General features: G+C 73.7%; 13 protein-coding genes and 1 pseudogene. 8 read left to right on the forward strand and 6 right to left on the reverse strand.

Annotated features, from left to right (window positions below):
* Positions 1-136 precede the first annotated feature (136 nt).
* On the forward strand, positions 137-1,555 hold the full coding sequence (locus tag ACFYZ8_RS16285; protein ID WP_388533115.1) for a S1 family peptidase: 1,419 nt from the start codon (positions 137-139) through the stop codon (positions 1,553-1,555).
* 234 nt (positions 1,556-1,789) lie between these two features.
* Here ACFYZ8_RS16285 and ACFYZ8_RS16290 read toward each other — a convergent pair whose 3' ends face one another.
* Positions 1,790-3,937, reverse strand: a complete 2,148-nt coding sequence (locus ACFYZ8_RS16290) for a SpoIIE family protein phosphatase (RefSeq protein WP_359029253.1) — start codon at positions 3,935-3,937, stop codon at positions 1,790-1,792.
* Positions 3,938-4,515: 578 nt separating this feature from the next.
* Here ACFYZ8_RS16290 and ACFYZ8_RS16295 point away from each other — a divergent pair.
* Positions 4,516-4,800: pseudogene (locus tag ACFYZ8_RS16295) on the forward strand (LuxR C-terminal-related transcriptional regulator); the annotation flags it as partial.
* Here the strand turns inward: ACFYZ8_RS16295 and ACFYZ8_RS16300 are convergent.
* From ACFYZ8_RS16300 to lanKC, 4 genes are all read right to left on the reverse strand, one after another.
* Entirely contained in the window at positions 4,723-7,086 is a 2,364-nt protein-coding gene (locus ACFYZ8_RS16300; protein WP_388533117.1) for an ATP-binding cassette domain-containing protein, read from the reverse strand. The pseudogene ACFYZ8_RS16295 and the gene ACFYZ8_RS16300 overlap by 78 nt on opposite strands.
* Positions 7,083-8,828, reverse strand: coding sequence for an ABC transporter ATP-binding protein (locus ACFYZ8_RS16305; RefSeq protein ID WP_388533119.1), 1,746 nt, complete (start codon positions 8,826-8,828; stop codon positions 7,083-7,085). Before ACFYZ8_RS16305 ends, ACFYZ8_RS16300 begins: the two co-directional genes overlap by 4 nt.
* A gap of 88 nt (positions 8,829-8,916) precedes the next feature.
* Positions 8,917-9,030, reverse strand: coding sequence for a SapB/AmfS family lanthipeptide (locus ACFYZ8_RS16310; RefSeq protein WP_057612996.1), 114 nt, complete (start codon positions 9,028-9,030; stop codon positions 8,917-8,919).
* 59 nt (positions 9,031-9,089) lie between these two features.
* Positions 9,090-11,714, reverse strand: a complete 2,625-nt coding sequence (gene lanKC, locus ACFYZ8_RS16315) for a class III lanthionine synthetase LanKC (RefSeq protein ID WP_388533122.1) — start codon at positions 11,712-11,714, stop codon at positions 9,090-9,092.
* 195 nt (positions 11,715-11,909) lie between these two features.
* On the opposite strand from lanKC, the gene ACFYZ8_RS16320 reads away from it, so the two are divergent.
* From ACFYZ8_RS16320 to ACFYZ8_RS16335, 4 genes are all read left to right on the forward strand, one after another.
* On the forward strand, positions 11,910-14,357 hold the full coding sequence (locus ACFYZ8_RS16320; protein WP_388533776.1) for a SpoIIE family protein phosphatase: 2,448 nt from the start codon (positions 11,910-11,912) through the stop codon (positions 14,355-14,357).
* 46 nt (positions 14,358-14,403) lie between these two features.
* The gene (locus ACFYZ8_RS16325) at positions 14,404-14,823 is read left to right on the forward strand and encodes a CBS domain-containing protein (protein WP_388533125.1); all 420 of its coding nucleotides are present in this window, start codon (positions 14,404-14,406) and stop codon (positions 14,821-14,823) included.
* A gap of 149 nt (positions 14,824-14,972) precedes the next feature.
* On the forward strand, positions 14,973-15,149 hold the full coding sequence (locus tag ACFYZ8_RS16330) for a hypothetical protein (RefSeq protein ID WP_388533127.1): 177 nt from the start codon (positions 14,973-14,975) through the stop codon (positions 15,147-15,149).
* 774 nt (positions 15,150-15,923) lie between these two features.
* A complete protein-coding gene (locus ACFYZ8_RS16335; protein WP_359029247.1) occupies positions 15,924-16,727 on the forward strand; it encodes a class I SAM-dependent methyltransferase in 804 nt (267 codons plus the stop codon).
* A 54-nt stretch (positions 16,728-16,781) separates the two neighbouring features.
* Here the strand turns inward: ACFYZ8_RS16335 and ACFYZ8_RS16340 are convergent, their stop codons facing one another.
* Complete coding sequence (locus tag ACFYZ8_RS16340; RefSeq protein WP_388533129.1) at positions 16,782-18,734, reverse strand: glycosyltransferase; 1,953 nt, start codon at positions 18,732-18,734, stop codon at positions 16,782-16,784.
* A 204-nt stretch (positions 18,735-18,938) separates the two neighbouring features.
* Between ACFYZ8_RS16340 and ACFYZ8_RS16345 the strand changes: the two genes are divergently transcribed.
* Positions 18,939-19,751: an SAM-dependent methyltransferase gene (locus tag ACFYZ8_RS16345; RefSeq protein ID WP_388533132.1), complete on the forward strand. Its 813-nt coding sequence runs from the start codon at positions 18,939-18,941 to the stop codon at positions 19,749-19,751.
* Positions 19,752-19,760: 9 nt separating this feature from the next.
* Complete coding sequence (locus tag ACFYZ8_RS16350) at positions 19,761-20,273, forward strand: metallophosphoesterase (protein ID WP_359029244.1); 513 nt, start codon at positions 19,761-19,763, stop codon at positions 20,271-20,273.
* The last annotated feature ends 22 nt before the right edge of the window (positions 20,274-20,295 follow it).

Here is a 20,295-nt window from a genome sequence, read left to right on the forward strand (position 1 = left end):
TGGCAATCGGCGTGCAAAGAAACGGCATTGAACGCCCCGCGCACACCGTGCGTACCCATGACCATCCAGGCGCCCAGAACAACCGACTGCCGCACGGCGGTCACAAGACTCCGGTCCCCCCAGGAGGTCGAGAAGTTTGAGTCACAAGCGAATTCCGAAGCGCAAGGCCGCGTTTGCGGCAGGCACCGTGGTGGCGCTCGGAGCGGCCGCGATTCTGCTGCCCAACGCCAACGCGTCCCAGGACGGCTCGTCGAACGACGCGGCGGCCATCGCGCCGAAGACTCTGAAGGCGTCGGACGCCTCGGATCTCGCCTCGCAGCTCGAGAAGTTGCTGGGCGACGACTTCGCCGGGTCCTACTACGACTCCGACAGCGGCCAGCTGGTCGTGAACGTCATATCCGGCGACAACAACGTCGTCGTGCAGGCGAAGAAGGCCGGCGCCAAGGTCCGCGAGGTCGAGAACAGCCTCCCCGAGCTGGCGGCCGGCGCGAAGACCCTCAAGGAGGAGGCGACCATCCCGGGCACCGCCTGGGCCGTCGACCCGCGCACCAACAAGATCCTGGTGACCGCCGACAGCACGGTCACCGGCGCCAAGTGGAACACCCTCGAGTCGACCGTGAAGAGCCTCGGCTCCGACATGGCGACCGTCAAGAAGTCGGCCGGCACCTTCAAGACCTTCGTCTCCGGCGGTGACGCCATCTTCGGCGGCGGCGCCCGCTGCTCGCTCGGCTTCAACGTCACCGCGGGCGACGGCAGCCCCGCCTTCCTGACCGCCGGACACTGCGGGGTCGCGGCCGAGCAGTGGTCGGACACCCAGGACGGCCAGCCGATCGCCACCGTCGACCAGGCCACCTTCCCCGGCGACGGCGACTTCGCCCTCGTCAAGTACGACGACCCGGCGACCCAGGCGCCCAGCGAGGTCAACGTCGGCGGCGGCCAGACCGTCGCGATCAACCAGGCCGCGGACGCCGAGGTCGGCCTCCAGGTCTTCCGGATGGGCAGCACCACGGGCCTCGCCGACGGCCAGGTCCTCGGACTCGACGCCACGGTGAACTACCCCGAGGGCACCGTCACCGGGCTCATCCAGACCGACGTCTGCGCCGAGCCCGGCGACAGCGGCGGCTCGCTGTTCACCCAGGACGGCTCGGCGATCGGTCTGACCTCGGGCGGCAGCGGCGACTGCACCGTCGGCGGCGAGACCTTCTTCCAGCCGGTCACCACCGCCCTCCAGGCGGTCGGCGCCACGCTCGGCGCGGGTGACGCGGCCGGCGGCGCGGGCGACCAGGCCGGCGGCGAGGAGGCCGGTGCGGGTGCGGGTGCGGGTGACGCGGGCGCCGGTGCCGGCGAGGAAGCCGGCGCGGGCCAGGAGGCCGGCGCGGGCGGTGACGCCAGTGCGAGCCCCGGTGAGGAGGCCGGCGCCGGTCAGGAAGTCGGCGGCGAGGAGGCCGGCGGTGACGTGATCGGCGGCCAGGACGCGGGCAACAGCCAGGACGTCGGCAACGGCCAGGACGTCGGCAACGGCGCGGGCGACGCCGCGGACCAGTCGCACAACTGACCCCGTCGGTCCGGCACTTCGGTCCGGCACCACGGTCCCGCACCACACCTTGAACCGGCCGCGTCGGCAGCGGCTTCCCCCCACGCACACCCTCCGCTGCCGACGTCGGTCCGCAGGACCACCTCCCGGCCACACCGCGGTTCCGGCCCGGGAGGTGCCACGGTCCGGCCCTCCGGCGGGAGGGCCGGACCGGCGTGTTCTCAGGACGGGCTGTGATCAGGACCGTCCGGCAGGTCAGCCGGCCGCCCGCAGCAACAGCAGCGCCACGTCGTCGATCCGCTCCCGCGCGGCCGCGCTGCGGCGGACGAGTTCGTCGGCCAGCTCCTCGAGCGGACGGTCACCGGCCTCGGCGAGTTGCCGGCCCAGCTCCGCGAGCGCGTCCTCGATGTCGACGCCCGGGCATTCGATCAGACCGTCGGTGTAGAGGGCGAGGACGCAACCGGGCGTGAGATCCACCTGTGTCGTCGGGTAGACCGCCGAGCCGTCGATCCCCAGCAGCGGGCCCCCGGCCAGGTCCAGCACCCGCACCCGGCCGTCCGGCCGCCGCAGCAGCGGCGGTGGATGCCCCGCCCGGGCCATGACCGCCCGCCCGCGCGCAGGGTCGAGCCGCAGATACAGGCAGCTGGCGAACAGGTCGGCGCCGAGGTCGATCAGCAGCCGGTTGGTCGAGCGCATGACCTCCTCCGGCGCCTGGCCGACGGTCGTGTACGCCCGTACCGCCGTCCGCAGCTGTCCCATCAGCCCGGCCGCGGTCACGTTGTGGCCCTGTACGTCTCCGATCACGGCGGCCGCCGGCCCGCCCACCGGCACCAGGTCGTAGAAGTCGCCGCCGATGTCCATGCCCTGGGTGGCCGGCAGATAGCGGGCCGCCGCGTCGATGCCGGGCAGCGAGGGAAGGGTGTGCGGCAGCAGGGCCGCCTGCAGTCCGTGCGCCAACTGGTGCTTGGCGTCGTAGAGGACCGCCCGCTCCAGGGCCTGCGCGATCAGCCCGCCCAGACTCGTCAGCACCGCCCGCTCGTCCGCGGGGAAGGGATGCCGCTCGGAGTAGGCCAGCACACAGGTGCCCACCGGGCGCCCGGAGGCGATGAGCGGAAGATAGGCCCAGGCCGCGAACCCGTCGGGGGTCTCGTGCCGCCGCGGATACAGACGCTCCAACTCCTCGCGGGACTCGAAGAACGCGGGCACTCCGGTGGTCAGGGCCTGGGTGCCGGGCGTCGGTTCGGTCAGCGGCAGCCCGTCGAACCGTTCCACGACCCGCGCGTCCGAATACCCGCGATGTCCGAGCACGTGCAGCCGTCCCGCCCGTGATCCGAGCACCACCAGTGCCTGGCTCCCGACGGCCGGGGCGACCTCGTCCGCCACCAGCTGCACCACGTCCTGCACGCCCACCGCCTCGGTCAGGGCCCCGGCCAGACTCAGCACCTGCGAGATCGTGACCAGCCGGGACGGGGAGTCCCCGGGCCGCGGACCGGTCCGGTTCAGCTCCGCGACCCTGCGGGCCCGGCTGACCCGGACGCTCAGCCCGGTCGTGCTCGGGTACAGCCGGAACGACAGCCAGTCCCCGGGCGGCCGCAGCGCCACGAACGACGTGCTGTGCTGGCTGAGCAGCGCGGCCCGGTAACGGTCCTCGTAGACCGGGTCGTTGAGCCAGGGCACCGCCGCCCACAGCTGCGAGCCCAGCAGCTGGGAGACCGGCACGCCGATCAGTTCGGCGGCCGCCGCGTTGGCGAAGGAGATCCGCCCGTGCAGATCGAGCGAGCACAGCCCGTACGGCAGCCGCGCCACCATCCGCGCCGCCTCCACGGTGCCCAGCGTCCCGGCCGCGCCTCCGACCTGGGCGGCGGCCAGCAGATCCGGTTCCGCGTGCGGCGACGACACACTGTCCTCCACCGCCCGCTCCAGCCGCACCGCGAGCCGCCCGCAGGCCGCGGTCAGATGATCTCGCTCCCGGTCGGACAGGTCCGGCGGGTGCGCACCGGGCCAGGTCACGAAGACCGCGCCGTACACCTTGGAGGCGGTCGCCACCGGCACCGCGGCCAGCGCGAAGGGATACGGCAGCACCACGGCGATCCGCGGAAAGCGGCGCGCCATCTCGTGCTCGCCGCCCACCCACACCAGCCGCCGCGTCCGCACCGCCTCCGCCACCGGGATCGGCGCGCTCAGCCCCACCCGCTCCCAGGGCGCCGCGAAGGCCCGCGGCAGGCCCGCCATCACCGCCATCTCCAGCACCGGTTCGTCGGCGGCCATGAGGTAGACCGCGCCGGAGTGGGCGTGCACCTCGTCCATCATCGACGCCAGCGCGAGGGAGAGCAGCGGCCGTCCCACCCGGGTCCGGGCGCTCGCCGACGCCGCGGACATATGCCCGTCGGACACGCCGACCACCTCCTCGCACGGGCGCGTCCCGGAAAAAGGGCGGGCCGCTGTCGCATGCCGGGTCCCCAGGGATCAAATCTCCTCCCACATGGCGGGCCCCGCACGGCGAGCGTCGCCTCGCGCGGGCACACGGGTGCCCGCGCGACGGCGAGGACGGCCGCGTACCCCCTCGGCGCCGGACCATGCCCCCACAGTGGAAGCGCGCGACGGCACACGGGCGCCCTATGTGCGCCCCCGCGCACCCTGATGGCCAATTCTTCGCGCCCAAGGTCGGTCCAGGCCCCGAACAATGGGGCACGCGTTCATGCCACGGAAACAAAGAGGCGAGTCGAGGGGGACGAGCAGTGATCCGGGTGCTTCTGGTGCACGACGCGTGTCTGGTGAGATCGGCCCTGGCGGAGTTGCTCCGCCGGGAACCCGACCTCGAGGTGTTCGACACCCCGTGGCACAGCGCGGCCGGCCGTCTGCGATCCGTACGTCCCGACGTCTGCGCGGCCGACCTCGAATGCTCGGACGCGTACGGCATCCCGCCGCTGGGGGAGTTGTCCCCGCGCGAGCCGGACCGGAGGCCGCCGCGCTTACTGGTGATGGCCAGCGCCAACCGGCCGGGGCTGCTCAAGCGCGCGGTCGAGGCGGGAGCGCTCGGCTACGTCGACAAGGAGGGCGCGGCGCCGGACAGGCTCGTGCGCGGAATCCGCAGCATCGCCGAGGGGAAACGTTTCGTCGATGACTCGCTGGGCTTCGGCTTCCTCCAGGCCGCGGAGATGCCGCTGACCAGACGGGAGCTGAGCGTGTTATCCCTCGCGGCCGAGGGGGCCTCCATCGCGGAGATCGCCGGGAACCTGTGCCTGTCCCACGGGACCGTGCGCAACTACATGGCCGCGATCACCCGCAAGACCGGGGCCCGCAACCGCATCGACGCGATCCGCATCTCCCAGGGACAGGGCTGGCTGTGAACGACGTGGGGCCACGGCCGTCCAGCCGCCCACCAGTTCGCGGTACGCCGGTGAGTCGCGCACCAGCTCGTCGTGGGTGCCGTACGCCGTGCGCGGACCGTCCATCAGCAGCACACGATCGGCGCGCCGGGCCGAGCTGATCCGGTGGGCGACGACGACCAGCGTGGTGCCGGGCCGGTCCGCGAAGGCCTGCTCGGCGCGCGCCTCGGCCTGTGGGTCGAGATGACAGGTGGCCTCGTCGAGCAGGACGAGGGGGGCGTACGACAGATAGGCCCGGGTCAGCGCGACGAGCTGCCGCTCACCGGCGGACAGCGCGGCCGGGTCCACGGGCGCCAGCGGCCCCCCGAGCGCTTCGAGGAGCGGGGCGAGACCGACCGCCTCGGCCGCCGCGAGCAGCTCCGGCTCGGGCACCTCGTCCGCGCGCAGATGGCCGAGGTTCTCGGCGAGGGTGCCGGTGTGGACGTACGCCTCCTGCGGGATGAGCACGCGCAGTGCGGCCGCCCCGGGCGAGGGGACGGGGTGTCCGCAGAGCCGGACGCTCCCGCCGGTGGGGCGCAGGAGCCCGGCGACCAGGGCGGTGAGCGTGGACTTCCCGATCCCACTGGGGCCTACGACGGCGAGGTGGGCGCCGGGCGGGAGGTCGAGGTCGAGGCGGTCGACGACGGGGGTGGCGGTGGGGCCGTAGGCGAAGGAGAGGTCGGTGAGGGAGAGGACGGGGGCGGGGCGGCGGGTGAGGGCGCGGTCCGTCGTGTGCGGTGTGGTGTCGCGAGGGGCTTCGGCCTCGGTGGGGCTGGTGCGGGGCGACGGTGCGGTGCGCGCAGGCGCAGGCCGTGCGCCGGCGGGGGTCTCGTCGGTCGCGTCGTCGGTCGTGTGCGGTGTGGTGTCGCGAGGGGCTTCGGTCTCGGTGGGGCTGGTGCGGGGCGACGGTGCGGTGCGCGCAGGCGCAGGCCGTGCGCCGGCGGGGGGCTCGCTGGTCGCGTCGTCGGTCGTGTGCGGTGTGGCGTCGCGAGGGGCTTCGGTCTCGGTGGGGCTGGTGCGGGGCGACGGTGCGGTGCGCGCAGGCGCAGGCCGTGCGCCGGCGGGGCACTCGTCGGTCGCGTCGTCGGAGGTGTCCGCCTCCGCGGTGGCCCCTGCGGTTCCGGCGTTGTCGTGGCCCCCTGGGTGCCTCCCGTCGCCAGGGCCGAGGGTACGGCGGGACGGCGGATCCGCCGTGTCGGACCCTGCCCGGGGGGCCGGACCCGAGGCGTCCCGCTCCTCGGCGGGCTCGCGGACCAGCCGGCGCAGGACCACCACCAGCCGGGAGCCGCTCGTGCCCAGACCGTGGACCAGGTTGCGCAGGGCCGGGAGCAGGGACTGGGTGACGTAGGCGAGGGCGCCGACCAGGGCGCCCGTGGTGACGCCGCGGGCCAGGAGCCAGGGGGCGCAGGCGAGGAGGAGGACGATCGGGAGCTGGCCGCCGATCGCGAGGGCGGCCACGCGCAGGACGGACCAGCGGGCGAGGGCGTACGCGGCCCGCTGCTCGGTGTCGACAAGTCGGCCCGTGTCGGCGGCTACCCGCCCCTCCGCACCGGCCGCCGTGATGTCCCGCAGCCCGGGGCACACCCTGCCGAGCCCGTCGGCCAGTGACTCGTCGGCGACCAGGAACTTCTCCTGGCGGCGGGCCAGCGGACGCAGCGTGGCCGCGAACAGGCCCAGTCCGGCGGCCAGCGGCGGTCCCACGACCAGCAGGAGCAGCGGGTCGAGGGAGGCCAGTCCGACGGCGGCGCCGACGGCCGTGAACACGAACGAACGCGACACCATCACCAGCCCGGCGAACGTGTCCCGCGCGATCTCCACCTGCTGGGTCAGCCCGGACAGCGCCCCCGGGTCCGCCTCCCGCACCCCGCGCTCCACCACCCGCGCGACCAGGGCGTCCCTCAGCGGCTCGACCAGCGCGGCGACGGCGGCGTACACCCGCACCGTCCCCCACGCGCCGACGAGCACCCCGATCCCGGCCACCCCGAGCCACCCGAGTCCGACGCCCGGCCGGCCGGCCAGAAACCCCTCGTCCAGGGCGCGCGCGGGCGCGTACCCGGTGAGGAAGGTCTGCCCGGTCTCCAGCACGGACCACCCGCCGAGCCGGACGAGAACCCGCCACCGGGCCCGCAGGAACCGCAGACCGCGTCCGTACGTCCCGCGCCGCCATGCCGAGCCGTCGCTCATGACAGCCCCCCGTCCGAGCCGTCGCTCATGACAGCCCCCCCGTCCGAGGCCTCCGCCCCCTCGCCCCCGAACACCGCCCGGTACTCCGCCAGCCGCCACAGCTCCTCGTGCGGCCCCACCGCCCGCACCCGCCCCCCGTCCAGCCAGGCCACCGCGTCCGCGCGGGCCGCCGTCGCGGCGCGGTGGGCGACGAGCAGGCGGGTGCCGCCCGTCCCGCCGCCCACCAGGGCCTCGGCGATGCGGGCCTCCGTAACCGTGTCGAGGCTGGAGAGGGCGTCGTCGAGGATGAGCAGGCGGCCGCCGTGGGCGAACGCGCGGGCGAGGCCCAGCCGTTGGGACTCGCCGCCGGAGCGTGGGGCGTCGGCGACGAGGGTGTCGTAGCCGTTGGGCAGCCGGCGCACGAAGTCGTCCGCGTGGGCCGTGCGGGCGGCCTCCCGGACGCGGGCCGGGGAGGGGGAGGGGAGGGCCAGGCCGATCTCCTCCTCGACGGTGCCGCCGAGCAGGGCGGGGCGTTCGAAGGCGTAGCCGATCGCCCGGCGCAGTTCGTCGTGGGTGAGGTCGCGCAGCGGCACCCCGTCGAGCAGGACCTGACCGGCGTCCGGGTCGGCGAGCCGCCCGGCGACCGCGGCGAGCAGGGACTTGCCCGCCCCCGACCGGCCCACCACCGCGAGCGTCGTCCCGCCCGGTACGACGAGGTCGACCCCGTCGAGGACGGCACGGGCGCCGCGCAGGGCGGTGACGCCGCGCAGTTCCAGCCGTCCCGGCCCGGGCGGCAGCCGGCGTGCCCCGTGGGAGACGGCGGGCTCCGCGAGGACCTCGTCCAGACGTGCGGTCGCCGCGCGGGCCCGGGCCAGTCCGGAGAGCTGTCCCACCAGGACGCCGACGCCGGCCGCGAGGACCGCGTAGCGGGAGGCGGCGAGGACCTCGCCCACCGTGACCCGGTGCCGGGCGAGCAGGACTCCGGCCACGGCGACGACGCCGAGCTGGAGCAGCGGGGCCACGGCGACGGACTGGCCCGAGGCCCGGCCCTGCACCCGCCACATGCGGTGACCGGCCTCGGACAGCTCGGGCAGCGGGCGCAGGACGCGGGCCGTCTCCCGGTCCTCGGTGCCCGCGGCGCGGATGGTGCGGTGTCCGCCGACGGCCTCGGAGAGGGCCTGCGCGATCCGGCCCTGCACCTCCTGGTAGCGCGTCACGCACTCCCGGGTGTCCCGGGCGAAGGCGCGCAGCAGCAGGGCGAGTACCGGTGCTCCGGCCAGGAACACCGCCGCGAGCCAGGGGGAGACGAGGCCGAGGGCCACCACCGCGCCGACCGGTCCGGCGAGCGCGGCGAGCAGGGCGGCGCGGGCGGTCGGCGCGGTGCCGGCCTGCGCGGCGTTGCCGACGAGGCGGGCGACGAGGTCGCCGGGCCCGAAGCGGGCGGTGGCGCGCGGGCCGACGGCCAGGAGGTGCCGGGTGAGGCGGCGGCGCAGCCAGGCGGTGGTGCGGGCGTCGACGGTGCCGCCGAGGATGGTCTCGGCAGCGTCGAGCAGGGCGATCAGCAGGACCAGGGCGGCGCAGTACAGGACCCAGCGGGCCGCTGGTGCCTGCGCGAGCAGCAGGTCCAGGGTGCGGCCGAGGGCCGCGGGCAGCAGCAGTCCGGCGCCGGTCGCCGCCGTGCTCACCAGGCACAGGGCCAGACAGCGGGCGGGGGCCGGGCCCAGGAGGCCGTGCGTGGCCGGCGGCGAGGTGCGAGTCGTCATACGGCGGCCTTCCCGAGGTGTGCAGAACCCCGGGCGGTCCCTCCCTCGCGGGAGTGGACCGCCCGGAGTCATGGGCGCACGGTGCCTGTCAGAGACAGAGCGTGACGCTCGCGGCGCTGACGCACGACAGCAGGCTCAGGGTGCTGTTGCCGCCGCCGGTGTGCTCGTCGGACTCCATCGTCTGCAGGTCGAGAAGTGCCATCTCGGTTTCCTTTCCTCGGTGTCGTCCACCCGTGGGGACGGGGTTGGGTCACGGCTCCGTCAGATCGCGGAACCGCGTATGGGGGGCCGCCGGAGCGGCGGCAGGAACGGCAGGTGCGCGGTGGCCGGGTCGCCGGGGGCCGCGTGGGCCGCGCCGAGCGCGAGCAGGCACCCTGCCGTTCCGGTGCCCAGGTCCATCGACAGCCGCATCATCTGGTGGCCGGGGAAGGCCAGTTGGCCCTGGTAGTCCATCGAGAACCAGCCGAGCCCGTCGATCTGTTCGGCGAGCCGCTCGCGGGTCGCGCCGGGCGTGTCGGTGCGCGCGAGGTGCAGGATCATCCCGGCACGGCCCTGGAAGAGACCGGGCTGGACGTAGAAGCGGCTGGTGGCGGCGGTCAGCACCCCGGCGCGCGCCCGCTCGAACTCGCCTTCCGTGTCGGCGCCTTGGGCCAGATAGTCGTCCAGGACCATCCCGATGCCGGCGCTTCCCTCCCCGAGGTAGGGCAGCGTCCGCCAGCCCTCGTCGACCTCCAGCGAGCCGCTCGGATGCGTCACGCAGCACTCCAGATCCCTGCGCAACGCCACCTCGGCCGCCCTCAACAGCAGGGGCTCACCGGTGTGTTCGTACTGCCGCAGCAGGAACAGCGCGGGCCCGGTCCACCCCTTCAGCAGCCCTGCCCGGCGCCGCTTGGTGTCCGCGGGGGGCTGCGCGAGCCGTCGTACGAGGACGTCGGCGGCCTCGGCGGCACGCTCCCGCAGCTCCGGCTCGCCGGTCGTGCGGGCCAGTTCACCGAGGACCAGGCCGAGTCCGGCCAGGCCGCCGTGCAGGTCGGAGGAGAGGTTCTGCCAGCGTTCGGCGAGGACCCGCTCCACCAGGTCGAGGGCGCGCTGCCGGTGACCGAGCCGGTCCAGGACGTGGGCGACGCCCGCGAGACCGTCGTAGAGGCCGAGCGGTGTGCCCGTGGGCGGCGGTGCGGTGCGGGCCAGGAGCCAGCGCTCGCCCTCCTCGTAGCGCTCCGCGCCGACCGCGTCCAGCGCGTACAGCACCCCGGCCGCGCCGTGCGCGATCCCGAGGCCGCCGCCGTCGTTGAACTGCGTGATGTCACCGGGGAAGAGCCGGTCCTCGCGCTCCGGAGTCGCCGAGGCGAGGAGCGCCTTGACCATGGAGTCGCGGCTGTAGGGCCAGTCGCCGGGTTCGACGAAGGACGGCGCCGGCTTCGGGACCGCGCGTCCGCCGCCGGTGTCCGTGGCGATGTCCCGGGTGATCTCCGCGACCGCCTCCTCCAGGAACTCCTTCGGCACGTCCGGGAACTGACGCAGGATCACCTCGGCCAGATGGGCCGCCTTCCCCCGGTCCACCACGAACAGCGTGGTCACCGGCAGGAACAGGGCGATCCGCAGACAGGCCAGGGCGTAGCGGTCGACGTCGACGCCCTTGCGGTCCGGGGGCGCGAAGAAGCCGGGGTGGGCGACCACCTGGCGGCCGTTCTCCTCGACCGGCGCCGCCGCCTCGAAGTCGAGCAGGGACACCGACTCCTCGTCGGGGCCGACCATGATGTTGAAGACGTGCAGGTCGTTGAAGACGATCCCGCGCGCGTGCACCGCCTCGACCGCCCGCTCCACCGCGCCGTGGATGCGCACCGCCCAGGCCGTGTAGTCGGCCACGGCCCGCGGATCGGGGTCCGGACCGAGCAGCGGGTGCCGCTCGGCGAAGAACGAGTTCAGCGGGCGCCCTTCCAGGAAGTCCATGACGAGGAAGCGGTGGTCGCCGAGCGTGAACCAGTCCCGCACCTCGGGCACCACACCCGTGCCGGCCACCCGCTCCAGGGCGTCCTTCTCCCGCTCCAGGCGGGTGATGGCGTCCGCCCCGTCGGCGGCGAGTCCCGCGTACGGCCGGCCTTCCTTGAGCACGACCTTGCGGCCGTCGCGGGTGTCGGTGCCCGTGTAGACCCCGCCGCCGTTGGAGAAGTGCAGCGCCTTCTCGATCTTGTACGGCAGCTCACCGACCGTCGTGGTGTTGCGCGCCTCCAGATGCGGCTCCAGGAACTCCGGGAGCGTCACCCAGTCCGGCACCTGGAAGGACGGCGCCCGCCGGTCCGGCACCAGCTTGCCCTCGCCGTCCCGCACCGCCGGCACCAGCGAGCCCCGCTCGTCCACGACGAAGGTGCGCGCGAACGCGCCGTAGCGGACGTAGAGCGGGCCCTCGTACCAGCGCAGATCGGTGAGGATGTACGGCCCCTCGAAGCCCTCCAGGAGCTTGCCCAGCTCCCGGAGCACCTCGTGCAGCTGCTCCTCGTCCGCCGGGTAGATCGTGACGAACTTGCCGCTGGTGTCACGGGCCGCGTACTTGGTGTTGCGCAGGTGCAGCAGATGCGGACCCGGCACGAACTTGAACGAGATCCGCCGGGGCACGCAGTAGTCCCACACGATCGCGGCGATCCGCTCCGCGTTCTCCCGGGTGGCCGAGGCATGGATCTTCCAGCCCTGCGACGGGCCCGGCGCCGGCCTCCCGTCCTCGCCGAGCGGCGTCAGCGTCAGCCAGTCGCCGATGCGTGCCGCGTCCCAGCCGTCCGGCACCGCGCGGCGCGCCGTCTCGTAGACGGGCGCCTCGCCGGCGGAGATCCGGTCGGGCGTCTCGTAGAAGTGTCTGTCGGCGAGCGCGTACACCTCGTAGCGCTTGTCCATGCGTCCCCTCCTTGGCCCACCACAGACCCTTCCAGCGGGGCGGCGGCCACGGACAGTCACGGCTGTCATGAGAGCACCGTGCGAAACGCATGCGTCAAGAATTGTTCGACGGGTTTCGAGCGCGGCCACCGCGGTTGCTCCACGGAACGCACACAGGGGCTGCGCACGTGCCGTATTAGCGCTGTAATGGCGAACGTGGTGAGTGAGGGCGCTGCGGGACGCGGAGCGAGAACGCTGCGTGCGGAAAGCGCTCTGACCTCGCTCACGGACGGTCCCGCATCGCAGGACAGACTGCGCCGAGTCCTCGAACAGGCGCTCGTCTTCGCCGGGGCGGCCCTCGCGGCCGTGTACACACCCGGTGAGGACGGGGACGTGCTGTGCCTCGTCGAGTCGGTGGGCGTCCCCCGGACGGTGTACGGGCTGCGCGACAGCTATCCGGCCGCCGGCGGCTCCCTGCCCGCCGAGGCGCAGCGCTCGGGCCGGCCGGTCTTCCTCGGCCCGGAGGAACTCGCCGCCTGCGCCGAGACCCGCAGGGTGGCCCGAAGGGACTTCCACCTGGCCGTGCTGCCCGCGCACGGCGAGGACGCGCGGGCCTGTCTGGTCGCCGTCAGCGAGGGCCCGCACGGCTTCGACGACGAGAACCGCAAGTGCCTCGAACTGATCGCCGACGCGATCGTCTGCCCCGTCCCCGCGATGCCCCCGGACGGCGCGGAACCGCGCGCCAACGCGTTCAGCCTCGCCATCGACACCGGCCATGTCGAGGTCGGCGACAAGATCCTGGAGCTGTTCGGCATGAGCCGGGCCGCCTTCGACGGCAAGATCGAGACCCTGCTCGGCCTGACCGTCCCCGAGGACCTGCCCTCGCTGATGTCGCTGTTCGAGGCCGGTCACATGTCCATCGGCGACCGTGAGCTGGAGTTCCGCATCCTCCAGCCCTCGGGCCCGCCCAAGTGGCTCAGGCTGCGCGGCCGCATGCTGGCGGGCGGTGAGGGCCGGCCCGCCCGGCTCGTGGGCACCGTCGCCGACGCCTCCACCCTGCGCTCCGACGTCACCGACGTGGCCCGCGTCCAGCGCCTGGCCGCCGCCCTCGCCATGGCCGGCACCGTCCGCGACGTCAGCCAGGCCGTCGTCTCCGCCCTCCGCGTCCCGCTCAGGGCCGACCGCATCGCCCTCGCCGAACTGGAGAACGACCGGCTCGTCGTCACCGTCCTCGACCCGCCCGAGCCGGAGTCCTGGCCCGAGCTGTGGCGCCTGGAGTGGCGCAGCGAGTGGCCCGAGGCACCCGTGCGGGCGATGCCGACCCTGGCCACCGCCCTGCGCGAGGGCCGCGCCCAGATCTGGCCCGCCGGCACCGTCCTCGAACCCGCCCTCGCCGACGTCGGCCCCGGCGGCCTCGCCGTCCTGCCGCTGCCCGCCGCGGGCCGCATGGCCGGCGCCTGCCTCATCGGCTGGGACGCCCCCCACCACTTCGACCCCGACGAACGCGCCCTGCTCACCGCCTCCGCGGGACTCGCTGGGCAGGCCCTGATGCGCGCCCACGCCCTCGACGCCGAACACGAACTCGTCGGCATGCTCCAGCGCCAGCTCCTGCCCCGCCGCCTGCCCAAGCTCCCCGGCGCCGTCGCGGTGGCCCGCTATCTGCCCAGCACCGCGGGCCTGGAACTCGGCGGCGACTGGTACGACGTGATCCCGCTGCCCGACAACCACGTCGCCCTGGTCATCGGCGACGTCCAGGGCCACAGCGCCGCCGCCGCCACCCTCATGGGCCAGATGCGCACCGCCCTGCGCGCCTACGCCGTCGAGGGCCACCCCCCGGACGTCGTCGTCGCCCACGCCAACCGCCTCCTCATGGACCTGGAGACCGACCTCTTCGTCACCTGTACCTATGTGGACCTCGACATGGAGGAGGGCACCGCCTGGTGCGTGCGCGCCGGGCATCTGCCACCGGTGCTGCGCCACCCCGACGCCACCACGGAGATCGTCGAGAGCGACGGCGGGCCCCCGCTCGGCGTGGTGGCCCAGGCCGACTTCCCGATGACCCCGCTCCGGCTGCGGCCCGGCACCCTGGTCGCCCTGACCACCGACGGCCTCGTCGAGTCCACCGAGGCCGACATCGACGCGGGCATGGACCGCCTCGCCCACGGCCTTGCCCGCTCCGACCCCTCCCACCTCGGCCTCGTCGCCGATGTCCTGCTCGGCGGTGCCCGCCGCAGCGACGACGTCGCCCTGCTCCTGCTGCGCTACGACGGCATGGCCACCCAGCCGCTCCGGGAGGGCTGGACCGTCTGGCGGGTCCCCGAGGCCGCCCGGCACGCCCGCCGCTTCACCCGGCGCACCCTGCGCCTGTGGGGCGTCCCCGAGGACGCCATGGACACCGCCCTGCTCGTGGTCTCCGAGCTGGTCACCAACGCCCTCGTGCACACCGGCGGCCAGGTCCGCCTCGATCTCACCCTTCTCGGCAGGCGGCTGCGCGTCTCCGTCGCCGACGTCTCGCCCCGCACCCCCGCCAAACCCACCAGCATCGGCTGGGAGGCCACCGGGGGCCGCGGCATCCTCCTCGTCGAGGCCGTGTCGGCGGCCTGGGGCAGCGTGCCCGTCAGCGGCGGCAAACAGGTGTGGAGCGAAATCGCACTGGACGCCTGAGGAGGGGTACCCGGAGCGGACCATCCCCGCAGCAGAGAGGTACGTCATGACTCAGCACGTCAGCGACATCATGACCAGCGCCCCGGTCACCGTGGAGCCGCAGACCTCCGTGACGGCCGTCGCGAGGATCATGCGCGACCAGGACCTCGGCGCCGTCCTGGTCACCGACGGCGACGAACTGCGCGGCCTGGTCACCGACCGGGACCTCGTCGTGCGCTCCCTCGCCGAGGGCGGCGACCCCGAGCAGACCACCGTGGCCGGCGCGTGCAGCGACGACCTGGTGACCGTCACGCCCGAGGACGACCTGGACCACGCGATCGAGCTCATGCGCGAGCACGCCGTGCGCCGGATCCCGGTCGTCGACCACGGCCACGCCGTCGGCATCGTCTCCCTCGGCGACACGGCCATGGAACGCGACCCGGGATCGGCCCTGGGCGACATCAGCGTGGCACGGCCCAACACCTGAGCCGCGTATGCCGGTCGGCCGTCAACCTCCGGTGTGCCGGAGCCTCGGTGAAAGTGTGTGCGTGGCGGCGGGCTGACGGGCCGGGCGGTCCGTTTGCCCCCCGCCCGCCTGGGGACCCGGAGCCCAGCATGGAAGGACGGTGAACCGCCGTGACCCCGCAGACCGTTGCGAAACCCCTCATACGCCGGCCCGAGACGGGCTGGTCCAGGGCCCGCCGCCTGCACGGCAAGGGAGACCTGCGGACGTGCCTGCCCGCGGTAGAGGACCGGGGCGTGAGCACCACGGCAGGCACGGGGGAGGGCAACATCTTCCGCGGCGAGGACTGAGCGTCGTCCACGTCGGGTAACCCCCAAGTCACCCCCCTGCCTTGGCCGGTTCCTCCGGTTCCGGGCTATGGTGACGCAGATGAAGGCTCTCGTGCTGCCCGGCGGGGCCGGTACCCGGTCGCGGCCGAGCACGCGCGTCTCGGCCGGACATCCGGTGCCCGTCGTCGGCAAGACCGTCCCGCGCATCCGCGATGAACGCCGGTTCGGGTCCGCGCTCGTGGTGCGGACCGACTTCTTCGCCGCGTTCCGCGGCCGCCGTCCCGGCGCCCCTCGCGCGTTCAGCCGCGTGCCGGTCCCGCGTCCCCTCGTGATCGCCGAACCCGGCCCGGACGGCCGGGTGATCGGCCTGCCGCGCGGGAGCCGGCTCGCCCTCAGGTCTCCGCGCCGCCCAGCGCGCCCGTGCCGACGAACCGGGCACGCGACCCGCACCCGGAGCGCCACCCTCCGTCTTTCCGCACTTTGCACGCCTTTTCCCTCAGGATCATGCTCCTCGGCGCGAAGTCCTGTCATGGGGAGCTCACAGCAGGTATGTTCCACGGAACCGGTTCCGACCCGGGCAGCCGGTACGGACCGGTGCCGGGAGCGTTCCGGCACCTCGGTCGACCCCGGCCGGGTCGGCCCCACCAGCAGCCGGGCCTTCCACGGGCCCGCACCACGTCCCGCCCACAGCGCCCTCGGGCACGACCGGTGGACGGAGGTCGCGCCGGCCTCGCACCGGGACCGGCGGCCCGCCCTGCACGAAGCACTGCCACACATCCGCAAGGAGATTTCCCAGTGAAACGTCACGAGTTCCTGCGGGGGCTCCACAAAGCCAGCGCGAACCGCAACTACCTGGAGATCGGCGTCAACGACGGCCGCAGCCTGACGTTCTCCCGGGTTCCGAGCATCGCGATCGACCCGGCGTTCAAGGTGGTCTCGGAGATCCGCTGCGACGTCCATCTGGCGAAGGCCACCAGCGACGACTTCTTCGCGCGCGACAACCCGCTGCAGCACCTCAAGGGCGGCCGCCACCCGCTGCGCAACATCGTCCGCAACCGCAGCCCCTTCGGCTACTGGCAGGACGTCACGCTCGACCTGTCGTTCATCGACGGCATGCACCTCTTCGAGTACGCGCTGCGCGACTTCATCAACGTGGAGAAGTACTCGGACTGGGCCAGCGTGATCGTCTTCGACGACATGCTCCCGCGCAACGTGGACGAGGCGGCCCGCGACCGCCACACCAACGCCTGGACCGGTGACGTCTACAAGGTGATCGAGGTCCTCAACCGCTACCGGCCCGACCTGGTGACGGTCCTGGTCGACACCGAGCCCACCGGGCAGCTCGTGGTCTTCGGCGCGGACCCGACCAACACGGTGCTCAAGGACAAGTACGACGAGATCATCGCGGAGTACGTGGTCCCCGACCCGCAGAAGGTGCCCGAGACGGTCCTGGACCGGACCGTGGCGATCAAGCCGGAGACGCTGATCGAGGCCCCCTTCTGGAAGGCGCTGGTCAACGCCCGCAACCGGGGCAGCAAGCGGTCCCGCAGCTGGGAGCACCTGCGCACCAGCCTGAAGCAGCTCAGCGACGCGGGCTGAGCCCCGCGCGGTGAAACCGGGGAGGACGCGTCGGCGTCCTCCCCGGTTCTGTTCCTACCTGCCGCGTGCCCTGAGCCGGCGGACCAGCTTCCCGGCCAGCCGTCGCGCCCTGCGCACCAGCGGCCGGCCCACGGCGGGCCGGGGCGCGCGCACGGCTACGACCTCGACCCGGCCCCCCTTCACCCGCAGCGCGAACGGCAGCGGATGAAAGCGCGGCTGATCGGCGTCCGGCGCCGGGCTCAGCGCGACCCGCCAGGCGGCTCCGGCCAGGTCGCCGACCGGCAGCACCGCCTCCAGGAGGGCCGCGGAGCCCTTCGGACGCAGCGTGCCCGGGACCTTCTTGGACGGTGCGCCTGCGCCACGGGTGAGCTCCAGCAGCACCGGCGTGTCGCCGGGCACGTGGAACGGCACCGGCACCTCGACCCGGTCACCGGAGACGGTGACCTCGCCCGGTGTCAGACGGCCGAGCTCCAGAAGCTTGGTCGCGGTGTCCACGTCCAGGGCGAGGGTGCCCTGCTTCGCGGTCCAGTACGGCAGCGCCACCCGGCCGTCGGCGACCCCGGCGTCCGCGGCGGTACGGCCCTTGAGGGTGACCGGACCCAGGCGGCTCTGCTTGGTCCAGCCACCGAGCTTGACGCGCACGAACACGTCGTACCGCCCGGCGTCGAGCGGACCGCCGTCCGCAGCGGTGGCCGGGTCCACGGTCGCCGTGCCCCGCAGCACGAGCCGCACCCGGCCGTCCCCCTCCGCCGGGACGGTCTCGCGGGTGAACTCCACCGGCTGGAAGAACTGGGCGGAGCTGGTGCGTTCGGTCAGCAGCACTTCGACGGTGGCCCGGCCGAAGCCGGCGACGCTGTGGGCGCCGACCCAGTCCACCGCCTCCCGCACGGAGGCCGGCGGTCCGGCCAGCGGCTCCTTGCTGCCCTCGGCGGGGAACGTCATCGGCGTGCCGTCGGACGCGAGCTCGGCGGACAGCCCGATCCGCAGCACACCGCCCTCCCACTCGACACCGTCCGGCTCGACCTTGGAGGTGACGGAGACCTCCCACTCGGCGAACGCGACCAGGTCGTCGAGCCGGCCGTCGGCGATCAGCGCGGCGACGACCTGCTGGGTGGGCTGCAGACCGGCCGAGACGCCCGGCCCGAAGCGCTCGACGACCACCCCGCGGATCTCGGTGAAGAGCTCCTTGCGGTAGTCCTCCGGCGCGGCGAGCAGACGCTTCCCGCGCATCCGCTCGACCATCTCGTTGCGCAGCCAGCGACGGAACAGCCGGTCGCGGGTGGGCCCCGGCTCGGTGTACTTCTCGACGACGTCGAGCGCCTCGCGCAGGTTCGCGAAGTAGCCCACCGGGTCGAAGCGCTGGAAACCCGCGTTGGAGGCGTCGTCGCGCTTGAGGTGGTAGTAGCAGACGTAGTCGCTGAGCACGGAGACGTTGTCCGCGCGCAGATACGCCTCCGTGACGAAGACGTGGTCCTCCAGCCGTCGCCTGCCCTCGGGGAAGCGCAGGCCGATCCGGTCGAGGAAGGCCCGCCGGAACATCTTGTGCGGCGTCAGGCTGTCGATCAGCGGGGCGTTGTCGACGGTCGCGCGGGGGTGGTTGCGGCGGAACAGCTCCACCGGGACGCCGCGCCCCTTGCCGGCCATCTTGCCCACGACCACGTCGGCGCCGTTGGCGACCGCGTTGTCGTACATCCGCTCCAGGGCCTCGTCGCCGAGGTAGTCGTCGTTGTCGACGAACATGACGAACTCGCCCTCGGAGGCGGCGATCCCGACGTTGCGCGGCTTGCCCGACCAGCCGGAGGCCTCCTGGTGGATGACCTTGAAGTTCGCCGTCTCGGCGGCCACCGCGTCCAGCCGCGCCGGGGTGTCGTCGGTCGAACCGTCGTCGACGAAGATCGCCTCGAACTCCTCCGGGGGCAGGGACTGCCTGCGCAGCGAGGCGATGCAGTCCTCGATGTAGGTCCCCGGGTTGTAGACGGGGATGACGACGCTGACCTTGACCGGCATCGGTGTCCGGACTCCTTGGGTGGCTTGTGGCTTGCGTCACGGATCGACGCTTTGTCGGCCGATGTTAACGCCGTTCGGTAAGTGCCGTGTCGGCAGGCCGTCTTGGCGAGCGGCTCCCGGCCGGATTTCCCGCTGATAACGCGGGCGTTCGGGCATAGCGTGGGCTCCTCGGCGGACGGACGGCGGCGAGGGGAGCGGTGGTCGATGCAGGAGCACCCGACGGGCGGGATGGCGGCGGTCAACTCCTCGGTGGCCCACCCCGCGCGCGTCTACAACGCCTGGCTGGGCGGCCGCGACAACTACCCCGCCGACCAGGAGGCCGCCGAACTGGCCGTCGCGGCCAACCCGCGGATCGTCCCCGCCGTCCGGGCCAACCGGGCCTTCCTCGGGCGGGCCGTGCGCGAACTGGCAGGGAAGGCGGGCATCCGCCAGTTCCTCGACATCGGCACCGGCATCCCGACCGCCGCCAACACCCACGAGGTCGCCCAGGGGGTCGATCCCGGTGCCCGGGTCGTCTACGTCGACAACGACCCGATCGTCCTCGCCCACGCCAGGGCACTGCTGATCAGCACCCCCGAGGGCGCCACCGACTATCTCCAGGCCGACCTGCGCGAGACCGACCGCATCCTCACGGCCGCCCAGGAGACCCTGGACCTGTCCCGGCCCGTCGGCCTCATGCTGGTCGCGGTGCTCCAGTACGTCCCGGACGCCGACGACCCCCACGGCATCACCCACCGCCTCCTCGACGCCCTCGCCCCCGGCAGCCACCTCGTGCTCTCCCACCCGGCCGCCGACATCGGGGCCGAGGAGGTCGCCGCCTCCATGCGCGTCTACAACGACCGCGCCGCCGGACACGCGGGCGCCACACCCCGCACCCACGCCGACGTCATTCGCTTCTTCGACGGCACCGAACTCCTCGACCCCGGCGTCGTCCAGCTCCCCGCGTGGCGCCCCGAGGACGACTCCGACCCCGGCGCGCTGCCCATGTGGTGCGGGGTCGGCCGCAAGCCCCTCTAGGGTGATCCCGTGCGCCTGCTCCTCATGTCCGACACCCACCTCCCCAAGCGCGCCAAGCAGCTCCCGGCCCCGCTGCTCGACGAACTCCCGCGTGCCGACGTGGTGTTCCACGCCGGCGACTGGGTGGACACCGCCACACTGGACCTCCTGGAGAGCCGCAGCGCACGGCTCATCGGGGTGTACGGCAACAACGACGGGCCCGAGCTGCGCGCCAGGCTGCCCGAGGTGGCGTACGCCGAACTGGGCGGCCTGCGCTTCGCCGTCGTCCACGAGACCGGCGCCGCCCAGGGCCGCGAGGCCCGCTGCGCCGCCCGCTACCCCGACACCGACGTCCTGGTCTTCGGCCACAGCCACATCCCCTGGGACACCACCGCCCCCGGCGGACTGCGGCTGCTCAACCCGGGCTCGCCGACCGACCGCCGCCGCCGGCCCCACTGCACCTACATGACGGCGACCGTCGCCGACGGCCGCCTCACGGACGTGGAGCTGCACCGCCTGCCGCCACGGACCGTCTCGCCCTAGGGGCCACGGGCACCGGGACGAA

It is taken from the genome of Streptomyces sp. NPDC001668 (assembly GCF_042893155.1).
Taxonomy (GTDB): domain Bacteria; phylum Actinomycetota; class Actinomycetes; order Streptomycetales; family Streptomycetaceae; genus Streptomyces.

Bases quoted from the DNA above. Each gene is read 5' to 3' on its own strand.
- ACFYZ8_RS16305 (WP_388533119.1), bottom strand. From the start codon at position 8,828: ATGACGACTCGCACCTCGCCGCCGGCCACGCACGGCCTCCTGGGCCCG.
- ACFYZ8_RS16340 (WP_388533129.1), bottom strand. From the start codon at position 18,734: ATGCCGGTCAAGGTCAGCGTCGTCATCCCCGTCTACAACCCGGGGACC.
- lanKC (WP_388533122.1), bottom strand. From the start codon at position 11,714: ATGGACAAGCGCTACGAGGTGTACGCGCTCGCCGACAGACACTTCTAC.
- ACFYZ8_RS16325 (WP_388533125.1), top strand. From the start codon at position 14,404: ATGACTCAGCACGTCAGCGACATCATGACCAGCGCCCCGGTCACCGTG.
- ACFYZ8_RS16300 (WP_388533117.1), bottom strand. From the start codon at position 7,086: ATGAGCGACGGCTCGGCATGGCGGCGCGGGACGTACGGACGCGGTCTG.
- ACFYZ8_RS16345 (WP_388533132.1), top strand. From the start codon at position 18,939: ATGCAGGAGCACCCGACGGGCGGGATGGCGGCGGTCAACTCCTCGGTG.
- ACFYZ8_RS16310 (WP_057612996.1), bottom strand. From the start codon at position 9,030: ATGGCACTTCTCGACCTGCAGACGATGGAGTCCGACGAGCACACCGGC.